The sequence below is a fragment of the Planktothrix prolifica NIVA-CYA 540 genome (assembly GCF_963864145.1).
GTDB classification, from domain to species: Bacteria; Cyanobacteriota; Cyanobacteriia; order Cyanobacteriales; family Microcoleaceae; genus Planktothrix; species Planktothrix agardhii.
The window spans coordinates 4,442,142-4,458,747 of record NZ_CAWLTW010000001.1 but is presented as its reverse complement, the minus strand read 5'-3'; the positions used below and the strand labels follow the sequence as shown (position 1 = coordinate 4,458,747).

The following is a 16,606-nucleotide window of genomic DNA, read 5'->3' as shown; positions in this document are numbered from 1 at the left end:
AATAGACTCCGCATCCCAACAACAAACTAATAAATGTTTTCCATTATAACTAATAACCTACCCAAACCAATTATGAACCCGATTATTTTTTGTGACTTCGATGGAACTATTACCGCAGAAGAAACTTTTGTAGCCATGTTAAAAGAATTTGCCCCAGAAAAGGCTGGGGAAATTATACCCTTATTGTATAGCCAGGAAATGACATTACGAGAAGGAGTTAGAACCATGTTAGAATCAATTCCATCCCGTTGTTATCCTGAAATTATAGAATTTTCTCGAACCAAAACAATACGACCCGGATTTGTGGAATTTCTGGATTTTCTTAATACCCAAAAAGTTCCTTTTATCCTAGTTTCAGGAGGGGTTAGGGTGATGGTAGAAACGGTTTTAGGAGATTTAAGTCAAAAAATTAATGGGATGTATGCCGTTGATTTAGACCCCTCAGAGGAGTATTTTCAGGTTAATTCCGAGTTTGAAGCCGATACAGAATTAGTCGCAAAAGTCAAGGTTATGGAACGCTATTCCCAGGCTGAAAAAATTGCCATTGGAGATTCGATTACCGACTTAAATATGGCCTTAGCAGCCCCAATTGTTTTTGCTCGCGATCGCTTGGCAAAATATTTAGACGAATATCAAAAACCCTATATTAACTGGACAGATTTTTTTGATATTAGAGATCACTTATCTCAAAAATGGAAGATATAGTAGGGAACAGCCCCCCCAAACCCCCCGTGCACGGGGGGCTAGGGGGGGAGGGAACAGGGGGAAAAGACTATTTACTGCATTCATTCGTCTGTGTCCTAACCGTGAGTCGCATGACTGCTATATTATAAATTCATTCATTATTTTTAAACAGGAGAAAATCTTAAAATATGGCACAATTTACTCGGATTCTTTCTTTAGATGGCGGTGGACTGCGGGGAATAATTTCTGCCGAAGTTTTAAAGTATGTCGAACAGAAATTACAGGATTTTACAGGAAACTTAGATGCCAGAATAGCAGATTATTTTGACTTAATTGCTGGAACTAGCGTCGGAGGAATTTTAACGGCTCTTTACCTTTGCCCCTATCTTGAAAATCCGCTCAGACCGCGATGTTCTGCTCAGGAAGTTTATGATTTTTTTCGGTATAAATCAAGTCAAATCTTTGATCCTATTTCTAAAAATTCCTTGCCCGTCTTGGGAGAATTATTTGATGAAAAATACTCCTATCACAAGTTTGATCAGATCATGGGTGATTTTTTTCAAGATCTTAAATTAAGCGAACTCCTGAAACCTTGCTTAATTACTTCCTATGAAATAGAAAAGCGAAAAAGTCAATTTTTCACCCAACATGATGCTATTTTAGATCCCAAAAATGATTATTTTATTAGAGATGTTTTACGAGCCACTTCCGCCGCCCCTACGTTATTTGAAGTAGCTCAAATTAAGGCAATGAATCAGGATGTTTATACCTGTATTGATGGAGGAGTTTTTGCGAATAATCCTGCTCTTTGTGCCTATGCAGAAGCTCGACATAAATTTAATCGTGACTTTAATCTCGATAATCGCTATGAGAAAGGCCCAACCGCTAAACAAATGGTGGTTTTATCTTTAGGTACAGGAGTGGTTAAAAAGAAATATCCCTATGAAGAAGCAAAAAATTGGGGAAAATTACAATGGCTTGAGCCTTTATTTGATATTATTATGACCGGGGGGGCGGAAACCGTTGACTATCAAATGCAACAAATCTTTGATACCACAGAACATCCTGAAAACTATTTGCGAATTAATACGGTTTTAGAAAGTCGTAAAACCTTAAAAATGGATGATTGCTCGGAAGCCAATTTGAACGAAATTGCTAAATTAGGGCAACAATTAACAGAAGAAAATCGTCAACGATTAGATCAGTGGATTCAACTGCTTTTACTTTAATCTTAATTTCAGGTGAATATCATGTTTAAAGATGCTCGTAACGCTCAAATCCTATTTCTATCGCTATTTTTGCTCCTAGGAATTGGAACGAGAGACTGGACATTACGACCGGATTTTATACTAATTATTGGGTTAAGTTGTTTATTCACTCAATGGTTATGTTCCTCGATTTACTCCTTCTATATTAACAAAAAATTTACCCTTTTATCCCTTGAATTTTTAAGCTCTTGGCGTAGTGCTTTAATTACTACATTGGGGTTATGTTTATTGCTCAGAGCCAATCATTGGACAACCTTAGCTCTAGCCGGATGTTGTGCGATCGCCAGTAAATTTATCTTTCAATCCCAGGGAAAACATTTTTTTAATCCCGCTAACTTTGGAATTATTATTGCCCTAACTTTAAGCGCAGATGCTTGGGTTTCCCCTGGACAATGGGGAACCGATTCCTGGTATTTATTACTATTTTTAGGAACCGCAGGAATTATTCTTAAAAAAGTTGGTCGTTGGGATACTTCCGCCGCCTTTTTAATCACCTATTTAGGATTAGAAGCGGTGAGAAATTTTAGCTTAGGTTGGGGTTGGGATGTATATACCCATCAACTGATGAATGGCAGTTTATTATTGTTTGCATTCTTTATGATCACCGATCCGCGTTCTATTCCCAATGCCACCTTTAGCCGAATCGTTTGGACGGTCTTAATAGCCGGATTAACCTTTATTTTACAACATCAATTTTTTATCTCAACGGCTCTATTTTGGGCTTTATTTGCTCTCTCTCCCCTGACCTTAATTTTAGACCAAATCTTTCAAAATCATCGCTTTTCTTGGTCTACAAAACCCCCCAAATATTTGCCTTTATCTGCTTCTTTATAGATCATATTTTAATAGGAGTTAATAATGAAAGGTTTAAATCGGTTAATTCTCTTTTTAATTGTTGTTTTTGCTGGTATTAGTTTTGCGGCCCCCGCCTTAGCCTTTTGTGGTTTTTATGTAGCAAAAGCCGATGCTACTTTATATAATCAAGCCTCACAAGTTGTGATTGCCAGAGACAAAAATCGGACAATTTTAACTATGGCAAATGATTATCAAGGAGCAGCAAAAGATTTTGCTTTAGTAGTTCCGGTTCCTGTGGTTTTAAAACCCGAACAAGTTAAGATTGGAGACGCGAAAGTTATCCAACAATTAGATGCCTTTAGTGCGCCCCGACTGGTAGAATATTTCGATCCCGATCCCTGTAATCCCTACCCGATAGATCCTTCAACAATGTCAGGAGGAACTAGAGGAGCTCCGACATTACAGGAACAAAAACGAGAATCAGAATCCAGTTTAGGAGTTACTATTGAAGCCCGTTTTAGCGTGGGAGAATATGATATTTTGATTCTGAGTGCAAAAGAATCCGATGGTTTAGAAACCTGGTTAATTCAAAATGGTTATCAAATTCCCCAAGGAGCAAGTGCCTTATTAAAACCCTATATTCAACAGGGATTAAAATTTTTTGTTGCTAAAGTTAATTTAACCAAATTTGATCAAAGTGGGTTTCAAAATCTGCGTCCTTTAATGATTGCTTATGAATCACCTCGGTTTATGTTACCGATTCGTTTAGGCATGATTAATGGCAAGGGAGAACAGGATTTAATTGTTTATTTATTGTCTCCGAAAGGTCAAGTCGAATTAACTAATTATCGCACGGTTAAGATTCCTTCCGATCAGGATATCCCTGAATTTGTCAAAGAAGTTTTTCCAGGTTTTTATAAATCCCTATTTAATACAATTCATCAACGGGAACAGAAAAAAGTTGCCTTTTTAGAATATGCTTGGAATATGGCAGGATGTGATCCTTGTTCTGCCGATCCTTTAACTACAGAAGAATTAAAGCAAGCGGGGGTATTTTGGTTGGATTCCCCGGCGGGAAATTCTACTTTTATTACTCGCTTACATATTCGCTACGCCCGCAATACTTTTCCCGAAGATTTAAACTTTCAAGAAACAGCAAACCAAACCAACTTTCAAGGTCGATATATTATTAATCATCCCTATCGTGAATCCATGCAGTGTTCACAAGCCCAACAATATCGGCAATCTGTTCGTCAAAGACAGCAACAGGAAGCACAAAACTTAGCCACATTAACGGGCTGGAAAATTGAGGATATTCGGCGTCGGATTAATTGGATAGAATCCACTTCAGATTCCTGGTGGAATCGAATTTGGCATAAAAATTAATTGTGTCAGCAAGGAATATAAAATAGGAAAGTTGCTCCTGATTCCGAATATTGCTAAACTAAAATACAAGGATTTCGGAGCAACAAAGCCATGACCGTTGCCAAGGCAAAATTTTTAAGATTAGAGGAATTTCTGAAGTTAGCAGAAACTAAACCTGCTGGCGAATATATTGACGGTGAAATCATTCAGAAACCCATGCCCAAGCCTCGCCATTCCCGACTTCAAGGAAAGTTAATTAATGCCATCAATGAAGTCACAGAAACAGAGGAAATCGCCTATGCTTTTCCAGAGTTGCGTTGTACCTTTGGGGGTCGTTCAATTATTCCTGATATCGCCGTCCTGCGTTGGCAAAAAATTCAATTAAATCAGCAGGGTGAACTAAGCGATAATACACTAATTATTCCTGATTGGTCAATTAAAATTCTTTCCCCCGATCAAAAAGCAAATCGTGTGATCGATAACCTTCTACACTGCATCAGACATGGCTGCCAATTGGGATGGATGATTGATCCTGATGATTATTCTATTCTGATTTTTTCTCCGCAACAAGAGCCTAATGTGTTTAGAGGTTCTTGTCAATTAAAAATCTTAGAAGATATTAACTTAGAACTAACCGCCGAACAGGTTTTTGCCTGGTTAAAAATAGGCAAATGATTAATTAAAATAAAACCGGAGGAGTCGGTTAGTGTAACCTTTGATAAATATAGCAATAAGCAGGTTAGTCTTTGCAACTTCTTGATCTTCTTTGCGTCTTTGTGTCTTTGTGGTTAAATTAGTCAAGATACCTGTAAGTTGGGCAGGTTTAGAAAGGTTATTGGTGGGAAGATCATAGATTTTTACCGAACCTGCCCCTACAGACCATTATAGATTAGTGTAGATAAGTTTTTAAAGCAAAAACCCACCAATCATTCCCCCTAATAAAATAAAACCAATTCCCACATTATTCCGAAAAATTTTAGCATAAATAGGTTTAGGAAGATCGAGATTTAGCAGTTGATAATATTGCCAAGACCATAGTATAATAGAAAGGATTAGAGTTAACCAATATTCCCAATTTAACTGAAGATTCCAGCCTAAAATTCCCAATAATATTCCCGTCCCCAAAAACAAAATTCCGACGGCATTCGCCGATTGATCTCCGAAGAAAATAGCACTGGAATTAATACCCAAACGTTGATCGTCTTCCCGATCGCTCATGGCATAAACAGTATCAAATCCCAACGTCCATAATACCGTTGCTCCCCATAAAAACCAAGTAGATGTTTGTAAACTTCCCACCGCCGCCGTCCAACTAATTAATACAGCAAATCCCCAAGCAATTGATAATATTAATTGTGGCACAGGAAAGACTCGTTTTGCTAAGGGATAACCAATAATTACCGGAACTGCTGCTACCGATAAGCCAAAACTCAAGGGGTTTAAATAAACCGCCAGTCCCGCCGCACAAGCAAAGGAAATCACCGCGATCGCAATAGCGGTTTTTACCGTTAACGCCCGGGAAGCCAGGGGACGGGTGCGGGTGCGTTCCACTTCTGGGTCAATATCCCTATCCCATAAATCATTCACCACACAGCCCGCCGCACTGGTGGCCAAAGTCCCAAAAACAATAATTAAAATTAAACTTAGGGGCGGTGTGCCATGGGTAGCTAGGAAAATTGCCCACAATGCCGGAATCATCAAAATCAGACGTCCGGCGGGTTTATCCCATCGCAATAGCCGAATAATCGTTTGCCAAGTGGGTTCGGGGGGATTAGATGGGGTCAGCATTGCAGGTTGAATCAAAAAAATTGAATTGAATCTTTACAATATTTTGTAACATAGATCCGCCCACAGTCTAAAATTAAAAGCAGTAGCTTTTTAGAGACTGATTATGGTCACATCAATGCCTTTGGTGAGAGAATCTGAACCCACAGACGACCGAGATCGAATCCTAGCTGCCATTGATTTAGGCACGAATTCTTTACACATGGTTGTGGTGAAAGTTCAACCCCAACTGCCGACATTTACGATTATTGCCCGGGAAAAAGAAACTATTCGTTTGGGAGATTGTGAGGAAAAAGGCAATCTCAAACCGGATGTAATGGAACGAGCTATTGCTTGTTTAAAACGGTTTCAAGGTGTGGCTAAAACCTTTAACGCTGAACAAATTGTGGCGGTAGCTACCAGTGCAGTTAGAGAAGCGCCCAATGGTCGAGAATTTATTAGCCGAGTCGCCGATGAACTGAACTTAGAAATTAGTTTAATTTCTGGTCAAGAAGAAGCCCGACGCATCTATTTAGGGGTGCTGTCGGCGATGGAATTAAATAATCAACCCCATATTATTATTGATATTGGTGGCGGTTCTACGGAACTAATTTTAGGTGATGGTTGGGAACCTCGATTTTTAAGTAGTACAAAAGTCGGTGCTGTTCGATTAAGCAAGGATTTTGTCCATAGTGATCCGATTAGTCGCACAGAATTTTTATATTTACAAGCCTATATTCGAGGCACATTAGAACGGGTTGTGGATGAATTATTTTCCCATTTACAACCGGGTGAAATTCCTCGTTTAGTCGGAACTTCTGGAACCATTGAAACCTTAGTAGGAATTAAAGCCAGAGAAAAATCAGGCATAGACCCGACTCGTTTAGGTGGCTATGAATTAACTTTAGAAGAATTACAGGAATTTGTCAATAGAATTCGCAAATTATCCTATCCAGAAAGATTACAAATACCGGGTATGGCTGACCGTCGGGCGGAGATTATTGTCGCCGGAGCTTTGATTTTACAAGAAGCCATGACCTTGTTAAATATTCAGTCTTTAAAAGTCTGTGAACGGAGTCTGAGGGAGGGGTTAGTGGTAGACTGGATGTTAACCCATGGGTTAATTGATGATCGTCTCCATTATGGCAGTTCTGTTAGAGAAAGAAGTGTACTGAAAATTGCTCAAAAATATCAAGTTGATTTAGAACATAGTCAACGGGTTGCTACTTTTGCTTTAAGTTTATTTGATCAGACTAAAGGATTATTACATAATTGGGGATTAGCAGAACGGGAGTTATTATGGGCGGCGAGTATTCTGCATAATTGTGGATTATATATTAGTCATTCCGCCCACCATAAACATTCCTATTATTTAATTCGCTATGGGGAGTTATTAGGATTTACGGAAACCGAAATTGATGCGATCGCAAATTTAGCCCGATACCATCGTAAGAGTAGTGCTAAAAAGAAACATGAAGCCTATCAAAATCTACCTCGAAGGTTTCGACAAGTAATTGACCAATTGCATCCTTTATTAAGGTTGTCAGTCGCCTTAGACCGACGCATGATTGGGGCTATTTCTCAGGTGGTTTGTGAATATAAACCCATGACGCGGGAATTTCATTTGAAGTTAAAACCAACCTATGCTAACGATGATTGTGCATTAGAATTGTGGAGCTTGAACTTAAAAAAAGAAGCCTTTGAAATCAACTATGGATTAAAATTAGTAGCTAAATTAGAATCTAGCAATCATTCAAACCCCACATTCCCCCAGTAAAGACGTTGTATACAACGTCTCTACTATTCTTATTCCCAGGTTTGTAATTCTGCTACCCAGTTATTCCAAAGGGTGATTAACTGTTCTCGACGGGTTTCAAAATTAGCGGCAATCCAGATTAAAATCACCCCTAAAATAAACACAATTATCCACTTGATAAAGGAATAAACGGAATTAAGAATAATCAGTTGATTCACAATATTAATTAAAAATATTGCGGTTCCAATATAGAGAAAAGCTCTAATTCTTAATCCTAATCCGACAAAAATTATGATTAAATTTAAAATTCCGGGTACAACTCCGGTTCCTTCAGAGGTCGCCAGGGAAGTTCCAGATAAAATAGCCGTTCCTAAGACCCTTAATCCATGGCGTAAATCTCGATTTTGTTCTAATTTTAAACTCGGTTCAACTTGGGAAAAATAGAGCAATGAGCAGGATATCGGGAGAGTAAAAATAAATATATCATCTATTGAGCCTAGCCAATCATAAAAGGTAAAACTAATTAAGATTAAACTTAGGTAAGTTAACCGAATATTTTGGGTAAATTTTGCTAAAATAATATAAAATAGAGTTCCAAAGACTACTGAAAAATACCAAGTCAACTGTTGTTCTGGTTGCAGAATAGAATGGGAAACGATAAGGGTAATTACGGGGAGAATAATTGCTACTCTTTTCCAAGGTCTAACTGGCCATCCCCAGACATTCCAAGGAAGAATATAAAAGAAATAGGAGAGAATTGAGACTAATGACCCTGACCAGGGAATCAAAAAGTCGCTTATATCTAGTAAATTTTGTAAATAGATGACTAAACCTGTTATTTGTATCAAACCAACATAAATCCAAGTTTCTGCTGTGTCTAAATCTGAATTATGGCGACCTTGAAATAGAGCATAACGAATTAACAATAAACTGGTTCCAATCGTTAAGAGAAGTTGGGAGTTAATAGGATTTGAAATCACTAAACCTAATAATATACTACTGATAAACCAATGTAGATGGGCAATAATTGTAATCTCAGGTTCAGGAATCCGTAAATAAGCTATTAACCAAGGACTAAGAATTCGGTAGCCATACATTAAGCTAGTTCCTAATGTGGCAAAAGCAATCCATTGTTCTGTTAAAGGTTGGGTATGAATTTGATAGAATAATATTTCATAGGTAGAAACAGAAATCCCCATCAGTCCTAAATAAACTAGAGGTTTAGCTTCAATATTTCTTCTGCCAATCCCAATTAAAATTAATGCGAATGCTAAAGAGATTAATCCCGTCCAGTTAGCGGAGGTTTGAACTCTAAAAATAATAGCTAAAATCCCATAAATAATTGGAATAATTTGCCAAGGATTAGGCAATTTTTCAATTTGATAATGACGTTGCCACCAATCCCCGAATAGTTGGGTCGTTAGTCCTAAAATAATATTAGCAACGGCGAAACTAACTAAAGATTGATTGCTAGAAATCAATATTTCAATAACAAGTAATTCTATGGCCCAAGCTAAACTATATAATATCCAAGCAGAGAATCCAGACCTAGCTATTTTCCGAGGGTTTTTCCAATCTAATCCTCGAAAACTTAGGGCTGCAATTAAAATAATTAGGGTAGAAATTAGGGTAAAATCTCTGGGGATTTTATACAATAAAACCCCAAATGAATTAAGGGTTATAATTGATAGTTCAAATCCTAACAAAGTAATAGCCCAACCATCAAATGCTCGTTGATAAAGTCTAACAATATTGGATTCAGTCACACCGTAACGGAATAACATAAAACGTAATACCCATAATCCTGCGATAGTTAAACTTAAAAATATTAACCATCCTTCCACTGTAACTAAATCCTTGACCGATAGGAATAAAAAAGCTAATCCTAAACCTACGGTAAAAACCGATGAAAATAGGGTTTTAATGATTTGAGTATTAACAACCATAAATACTGTTGTTAAGCCTAAACTCCATAAATTAATTTGAGGATTGAATAGGTTTAAAACCTGAACTAAACCACAGGCTATTATACTAATAATAACCGCTTTTTTTTGTTGAGATTCTCTGGTTTGTGTAGCCACATAAGTTAATCCTAGGGGTGTGATTAACCAAGCCATTATCGAGGAATGGGGCGTGGAAAATTCAAAGTTAGTCAAAAATAAAATATAACTGATTCCTGATAATAATATTCCCAGGTCTAAGGCATCTTTACGGATAATATTTGCCCCCGGACTATTGACCGTAAATAATAGAAATTCACCTACCATTAAGATTAATAAAATAATTGCCCAATCGTCTAGGGCTAAGTTAGGAAATTGCCAGTAAACCAGATTAGCAAAGGTGACTAACCCTAAAATATGGGTTGCCAAAACGACGATAGGTTTTAGGGGTTGACGACGACTGATAACAACTGCTAAAGTAATAGTTGAAGCTAATAGATTTAGCGATCGCAATGCCGGATTTGATAGAGACAAACAGGTTAAAAACGTAGCAAATAGTAAACTCAGAAAATCTCCAAAATGGGCTACCTTTCGTTGTGGACGGTGATAAATCCAATCCGTTACAATCACCATAAAAATCAAATAGGGAAACCATGTTAAACTCAGTAATGCCCAAGGAGAATCCTGAGAACTGGATATTTCTACCCCTACATTAATGGCAGTTTTCCTTAATTCTGGCGGAATTAAACGACCGACTAAAGCCACCATTGATAACCCAAAACCAAATATTGCCGCCAAATCTCGCTCTCGCCAATATTTTAATAAATGGTGACTGAAAATCCCGATACCAATTCCACTAACTAAAAATGCCTGCCAAGGTTGGATATAAACAGTTACTAACCAACCGAATAATAAAATAAAATAGCTAGAACGATGTAAAATTAATGAGGAAGAAATATAGAGAAATCCGGCAAAAATTCCCAAAGCTAATCCCAGTTGACTAATATCAACATTGACGACAAAAATCGCCCGACCGAAAAGCAGAGTTAAAAGATAAATAACAACAATTTTAAAATCAATTCTTGGGCTAGAAGTAGAAGAAGTCGGGGGAGGGTTGACAATGGTTAAAAATACCGTAATCATGATGCCCAAATAAATCGCAATTACGGGAAAACCGGGAATTTGCCATCCCCAGTTTAAATAACTTAATCCTAAATGATTGAATAGAGAACGGCGTTGGAATTGTCCTTGATTTCGATATAAAGTTACGGTTAAAATAGTTAGGGCTAGGGCAGCAATAGCAATGGTTAATAAACCCAAGGAATCTGACCACAACTTTAACCCATCCATTGCCCAAAAATTCAGAGGAATTAATAATAAAGTGACTAATTTTAAGGCTTCGGAAGTTACAGGTAAACGGGACTGTTGACTTCCCCATAAACTCGCCCCCCAAAAAGCAAAAGTATAGGCAAATAAAATTAAATATTGTCCAGTGGCGGGAAATTTTTCCCACTGACTTGCAGCCAAAACTCCAGAGGAAATAATAACTAAAAATAAGCCTAAAAACAATAGCCAGCGAACACTCAACTCAGCTTTTAATGATTCGACTAAATCAGTGGCAAAATTAGGCAATTGAAAAGCAGGTTGAGGGGATTTAGAAACAACAAGATTTGGAGTTGTTTTTTCTGCCAAAACCCGTTGATTATTTCCCGAAGTAACCGTCTTTTTGGGTAGAGGGTCACTCAAATAAAGTTCACCAATTTGACGAATTTGTGCATCGGATAATAAACCCAAATTCAACCAAACTTCTAACCCCTCTAATAACCTGGGATTGGTGCTATCCGCCTGAATTAAAATGCGAATTAAAGGTTTAGACATGGGCAAAACCGGGTGTAGGGTATGGGAAAGAAAACCGGGTAGACTTTAATTTAAGCTATTTTTGTATTTTAAACTATCTATTATGATATACTAAACTATAGGTATTGATTCGGTCTGCTATGTACCAAACTAATCCCCCACGTTCCCCGAAAGAAGTCCTACCGACGATGTACGACCTGAAAAGTGAAGACCCGGAGGAACCCGGTTTGCCAGACGAATTTCATGATTTACAACCCGAATTATTGAGAATAACTTTCCGTCCCCCGAGTTATTCCCCCGACTCGGTTTTTGTTGCTAGTGACCTGAATTTGTATTACGACCCTCGCCATTTTAACTGGTATAAACGTCCCGATTGGTTTGCCGTAATTGGGGTTTCTCGGTTGTATGAACAACGGGATTTACGATTAAGTTATGTAACTTGGCAAGAAGGAGTAAACCCGTTTGTGATTGTTGAATTATTATCCCCAGGAACAGAAGCGGAAGATTTAGGTCAAACCCTACGGGAAATTAATCAACCTCCGACGAAATGGGAAGTCTATGAACAGGTTTTACGCATTCCTTATTATGTGGTTTTTAGCCGCTATACGAATCAACTGCGGGTGTTTCAAAATAGTGCTAGTCGTTATCATGAATTAACAGTTTCAGACTCCCGAATTTGGATGCCGGAATTAGAATTAGGTTTAGGATTATGGCAAGGATGTTATCAAGAAATTACCGGATGTTGGTTACGTTGGTATGATCAAAATCAGAACTGGATACCCACACCCACAGAACAAATAGAACAAGAACGTTTAAGGACAGAACAGGAACGTTTAAGGACAGAACAAGAACGTTTAAGGACAGAACAAGAACGACAAAAAGTTGAACAATTAGAAGCTATATTGCAGCGTTATCGAGAACAATATGGCGATTTGCCCTAATAATTAAAATAGAGACGCGCCGTGGCACGTCTCTACGGGTTTTTGTGGGTTTGAGACCGCAATCTTTGTTAGAATCCGTTACGCGCCCAAACAACCATTGAAATTGAAAACGTAAATAGCACTAACAGCGAAACCCAGCCCAATGACACAATATCCATAGTGATGTATAAAAAAACGTTGCAAAATAACTCTACCCTAGATCATAACTTGAAATGACGCGATCGCATGAACCCTAACTCCTCCTCAAATTTTACGGCTACCGAACGGTTAGAATCCCTAAAGGGCGGTCTTCTGGCAGGTTTCTCTGTAGGACTCAGCCATCTTGTCCTGAGTGGTGTCAACCTGTGGCTTTGGGACGCCCCCGTTAATTTTCTATTTTCGACCCCCCTAGCTGGGTTTAGCGGGTTTTTATTTGGAGTCACCTATCGCTATATTATTCGCCGGGACGATAATCCCCAGTTAAAATTGGGGGGGATTTTTGCCTTTGGACTGGTACGCGCCCTCGCGGGAATGGAAATTCAACTTAATACCCCAACCTCCCTCGAACAAATAGCCCGGTTTGGGGGAGAAAGTTTATTATTATTTGGAATAGCCGGATTGATTTTAGATATAGCCTTACAAAAAGCTTGGGTTAAACCTTTTAATTAATCTTAAACCAAAATTCCCTCTGCAACTTTAATCACATTTCCCCCGACTTCCACTTGAATTAAATCTCCTATTTTTTCAGCTTTTAACAATAGTAAAGAAGGACGATCAATTTCATATCCTTGTTCTACTTTAATATTAACTTGATCGGAACCAAAGTAACGATAATGTGACAAATACCCGGCCAAACAACCATTAGCACTTCCGGTGGCTGGATCTTCCGTAATTCCTAAAGCGGGTGCGAACATTCTAGCACATAACTGATTTTCGGGATGATGGGTTTCAGGACAAAATATAAAAATTTCCTTAGCCATTGTTCTTTTAATTAACTCAGTATAATATTCCAAATTAACCTTAGCTTTTCTTAATGCAGATTGAGTTTTTAAGGGTACAATAATAAACGGAATCCCCGTAGAAACCTCTTGAATCGGATAATCAGGATCAAAATCAGAGAGTTCTAAATTAAGAACAGGTGCTAATAGTTTATGATCATAAATATGAGTAAATTCGGGAGAATTTTGTCGCATCCAGAGTATTTTTTTTCCTGATTCTTCAGGTTTCCAATTCACCGGAATTTGACCCACAGCTAAATTTAAAATCACCTGAATAACATCAGTTTTAATTATTTCCTCAGAAATTATATAAGCAGTTCCCAAGGTAGGATGACCCGCAAAAGGTAATTCCCGTTTAGGGGTAAAAATTCGCACGGGATAACCGCCATTATCCGGTTCAGAATCACAAATAAATGTGGTTTCTGAATAGTTCATTTCTTGGGCAATTTTGAGCATTTCTTCATCGGATAACGACTCAACTCCGTCACCCCAAATTACCGCTAATTGATTTCCAGTATATTTGGTTTCGGCAAAAACATCAACAATGGAGAATTTTATAGAATCTATCATTTTTGTTACAAAGTTTAATCTTAATTTTTTTTACTGTTAACGGGGATGGGCGAGAAAACCTCGCCCCTACAGTTGATCACTGATTATCTTTCATTCCAACTTTTTTCCGCATCTGCGATCGCTTGATCAACAGTTTTTTGATTCAACATTGCAGCTTGTAGATTATCATAAATAATTTTTTGCAACTGTTTAATATCTTTTTTAGGGGGAATCAAAACCTGAGCATTTTTGAGTTCTTGTGCACTAATTAAACGGGCTTGATCTGCTACCGTTGAATTAGCAGGAAGTGTGGTAAAATGACTATCTTTAAGAGCATCCTGAATAGAAGGTAAAACATTAGCCTCTTTCGCAAATGCCAGTTGATTGGTACTATTAGTTACAAACAAAGCAAACTTTAAAGATTGTTCAGGAACATTCGTTGATTTGGGCATAACTAAATTCATTACCGCCACCGTAGTTTTCCTAGTATCTCCAGTAATTTGAGGGGCGGGAACAGAAACTTTAGCTACCGTGGGGGCGTTTTGACTAATAGCTTTTAAAAATTGTGGCCCTGATGCTAATAATGCTATTTCTCCCGCTTGATATAATTCAATAGCGCGGCGATGTCCTTGGGTTAAAACCTCTTTCGGAAGCAGGTCTTTTTGATATAAATTAACCCAATATTCAAAGGCGGCTTTCCCTTCCGGAGTATTGAAAGCAGCTTGACCATTTTTATCAAGTAATACCGCTCCCATTTGGACTAAAGATTGTAAAACCTGGGCTGAATCTTCAGGAACAAAAGAGACAAAAAACGCATATTTTCCAGTTTTTTCCTTGACTTTTTCTGCGACTTGTGCTAATTCCGTATAGGTTTTAGGAGGTTGACTTATTCCCGCTTGTTGGAGCAATTGTTGATTAGAAATTGTAATTTGAGTGGTTAAATACCAAGGAATACCAAAGGTGATAGTTTCACATTTATTATTCGGACAAATATCAATTTTATTAGCTTGCCAAATATTCGGTAAATATTGAGCTTGGACAGTTTCAGGAACCATTTCATTCAGATTTAACCAAGCATTGCGTCCCGCTAATAATGCCGCAAAATCAGGATTTAAGTTAATTACATCCGCCGCAGTTTTAGCCGCCACCGCCGCCAGAACCTTACTTTCCATTGCTGACCAAGGAATATCAACCCACTTCACCTTAATTTCTGGATTTTCGGCTTCAAAATTAGCGATTAATTGATTAAAATAATCAGTAAATTGCGGTTGCAGTTGCATAGTCCAAAACTCAACTTCCTGCTTGCCATTTTGAGAAGTTGGGGAAGAATTGGAACAACTGACACCCCAACTCAAAAATAAACCTAAAACCAATAACAAACCAAACCGTTTCCAAGATTTTAATTGTTTCATTTTATTGAGAAATTAACTAAACAGGATAAATTTTGTTAGACTATATCCTATATCTTCCTTCGTGTCTTCGTGTCTTTGTGGTTGCTTCCACAATAAAAAAATCCCAGGTATTACCAAACAAACGGAGTAACATAGGAAAAATAATTGTACCTGTTTACCCCTATCGATCGCTAAAACTAAAAATATGGTTAGTTTATTAAAGGGACTGTTTTCCAAGCGCAAGCCCGGAATTGGCATTGAGTTAGCCACCGAACGAATTAATCTAGTCGAAATCAAGAAAAAAGGTCAGCAATTAAAATTAGTCACCTTGGCAACGGTTTCTGTTCCAGAGGGCATTGTTCAAGATGGCCAAATTGTGGATATTTCAGCCATGGCCGAGTTAATTCAGTCAATGATTGCTGATAACAATATCAAAGCCAAAACCGTTGGCACATCTATCCCCGGACGAGAAGCAGTAACTAGGATTATCCCAGTTCCAGCCGAACTTAATGACGACGAACTCAAAGACTATATGAACGCCGAAGCGGGATTATATCTTCCTTTTCCCAGAGAAGAAGGAGATGTAGATTATCAAAAATTAGGCCGATTTGTGGATGAGGATGGGATCGAAAAAAAACAAGTTTTATTAGTAGCAGCTCGTAAAGAAGTTACTGATACCTATGTCGAAACCTTTGCTCAAGCGGGTTTAAAAGTTACGGTATTAGAGGTAAGTAGTTTTTCTCTAATTCGTACCCTTAGACACCAATTAGAGCAGTTTTCCCCCACGGAAGCCGCGATTATTGCTGATATTCAATTTGATAGTACAGAATTAGCGATTGTTGTCGATGGGATACCCCAATTTAACCGGACAATTCCCATTGGCCTGTTGCAAGTTCAAACCGCCTTAAATAGTGCGATGAATTTACCTCCGACCAGGGATGTCAGCGAACTACAGGCCATGACCCTTCCGGTGACTGATACAATGGGAGCATTAAACGATCCTAATCCGGGAACAAATGCCATTATTAAGGTTTTTGCTGAATTAGCCGATGAACTGCGTCGCTCCGTTGATTTTTATATTAATCAAAGTGAGGGGTTAGAAATGGCACAATTGTTTTTAACTGGCCCAGGAGCCGCGATTGGACAACTCGATGAGTTTTTCATGCAACGGTTAGCCATGCCTGCCACCCAAATTGACCCGATTGAATCCCTCTCGCTTGCTTTTGAGCGGGAAATTCCCCTAGAACAACGTGCTGGTTTAGGAGTGGCATTAGGTTTAGGAATGCGGATGAGCTAAATTTTTTATCAATAAGCAGTAA

General features: G+C 38.2%; 14 protein-coding genes. 9 read left to right on the top strand and 5 right to left on the bottom strand.

From position 1 onward, the window contains the following. Positions 1-72 precede the first annotated feature (72 nt). The 5 genes from AC559H_RS19670 to AC559H_RS19650 all read left to right on the top strand — a co-directional run bounded on the left by AC559H_RS19670 (position 73) and on the right by AC559H_RS19650 (position 4,787). Positions 73-705, top strand: coding sequence for an HAD-IB family phosphatase (locus tag AC559H_RS19670; protein ID WP_026787902.1), 633 nt, complete (start codon positions 73-75; stop codon positions 703-705). 167 nt (positions 706-872) lie between these two features. After that, positions 873-1,913, top strand: a complete 1,041-nt coding sequence (locus tag AC559H_RS19665; RefSeq protein ID WP_026787903.1) for a patatin-like phospholipase family protein — start codon at positions 873-875, stop codon at positions 1,911-1,913. Positions 1,914-1,934: 21 nt separating this feature from the next. Then, positions 1,935-2,786 carry an RnfABCDGE type electron transport complex subunit D gene (locus tag AC559H_RS19660; RefSeq protein WP_036832112.1) on the top strand — a complete coding sequence of 284 codons (852 nt, stop codon included), beginning with the start codon at positions 1,935-1,937 and terminating at the stop codon, positions 2,784-2,786. A 24-nt stretch (positions 2,787-2,810) separates the two neighbouring features. After that, the gene (locus tag AC559H_RS19655; RefSeq protein WP_026795193.1) at positions 2,811-4,133 is read left to right on the top strand and encodes a DUF2330 domain-containing protein; all 1,323 of its coding nucleotides are present in this window, start codon (positions 2,811-2,813) and stop codon (positions 4,131-4,133) included. A gap of 90 nt (positions 4,134-4,223) precedes the next feature. Next, a complete protein-coding gene (locus tag AC559H_RS19650; RefSeq protein ID WP_026795194.1) occupies positions 4,224-4,787 on the top strand; it encodes a Uma2 family endonuclease in 564 nt (187 codons plus the stop codon). Between the two features lie 231 nt (positions 4,788-5,018). Here AC559H_RS19650 and AC559H_RS19645 read toward each other — a convergent pair whose 3' ends face one another. Continuing rightward, positions 5,019-5,900 carry a 4-hydroxybenzoate solanesyltransferase gene (locus AC559H_RS19645; protein WP_026795195.1) on the bottom strand — a complete coding sequence of 294 codons (882 nt, stop codon included), beginning with the start codon at positions 5,898-5,900 and terminating at the stop codon, positions 5,019-5,021. 103 nt (positions 5,901-6,003) lie between these two features. Between AC559H_RS19645 and AC559H_RS19640 the strand changes: the two genes are divergently transcribed. Continuing rightward, positions 6,004-7,653 (top strand): Ppx/GppA phosphatase family protein, encoded by a 1,650-nt coding sequence (locus AC559H_RS19640; protein ID WP_026798575.1) that lies wholly within the window; start codon positions 6,004-6,006, stop codon positions 7,651-7,653. Positions 7,654-7,682: 29 nt separating this feature from the next. Here the strand turns inward: AC559H_RS19640 and AC559H_RS19635 are convergent, their stop codons facing one another. Next, positions 7,683-11,450: a hypothetical protein gene (locus AC559H_RS19635; protein WP_026795197.1), complete on the bottom strand. Its 3,768-nt coding sequence runs from the start codon at positions 11,448-11,450 to the stop codon at positions 7,683-7,685. A gap of 119 nt (positions 11,451-11,569) precedes the next feature. Between AC559H_RS19635 and AC559H_RS19630 the strand changes: the two genes are divergently transcribed. Continuing rightward, a complete protein-coding gene (locus AC559H_RS19630) occupies positions 11,570-12,370 on the top strand; it encodes a Uma2 family endonuclease (protein ID WP_036832114.1) in 801 nt (266 codons plus the stop codon). 68 nt (positions 12,371-12,438) lie between these two features. Here the strand turns inward: AC559H_RS19630 and petN are convergent, their stop codons facing one another. Continuing rightward, on the bottom strand, positions 12,439-12,528 hold the full coding sequence (petN, locus tag AC559H_RS19625; RefSeq protein ID WP_071782645.1) for a cytochrome b6-f complex subunit PetN: 90 nt from the start codon (positions 12,526-12,528) through the stop codon (positions 12,439-12,441). A gap of 67 nt (positions 12,529-12,595) precedes the next feature. Here petN and AC559H_RS19620 point away from each other — a divergent pair, with 67 nt between their 5' ends. Next, positions 12,596-13,018, top strand: coding sequence for a hypothetical protein (locus AC559H_RS19620; RefSeq protein WP_026795198.1), 423 nt, complete (start codon positions 12,596-12,598; stop codon positions 13,016-13,018). A 2-nt stretch (positions 13,019-13,020) separates the two neighbouring features. Here the strand turns inward: AC559H_RS19620 and AC559H_RS19615 are convergent, their stop codons facing one another. Both AC559H_RS19615 and AC559H_RS19610 read right to left on the bottom strand, forming a co-directional pair. Continuing rightward, the gene (locus tag AC559H_RS19615) at positions 13,021-13,905 is read right to left on the bottom strand and encodes a PhzF family phenazine biosynthesis protein (RefSeq protein ID WP_026795199.1); all 885 of its coding nucleotides are present in this window, start codon (positions 13,903-13,905) and stop codon (positions 13,021-13,023) included. Between the two features lie 95 nt (positions 13,906-14,000). Further along, positions 14,001-15,308 (bottom strand): ABC transporter substrate-binding protein, encoded by a 1,308-nt coding sequence (locus AC559H_RS19610; RefSeq protein WP_026795200.1) that lies wholly within the window; start codon positions 15,306-15,308, stop codon positions 14,001-14,003. 184 nt (positions 15,309-15,492) lie between these two features. Between AC559H_RS19610 and pilM the strand changes: the two genes are divergently transcribed. Further along, on the top strand, positions 15,493-16,584 hold the full coding sequence (gene pilM, locus AC559H_RS19605; RefSeq protein ID WP_026795201.1) for a type IV pilus biogenesis protein PilM: 1,092 nt from the start codon (positions 15,493-15,495) through the stop codon (positions 16,582-16,584). Positions 16,585-16,606: the final 22 nt, after the last annotated feature.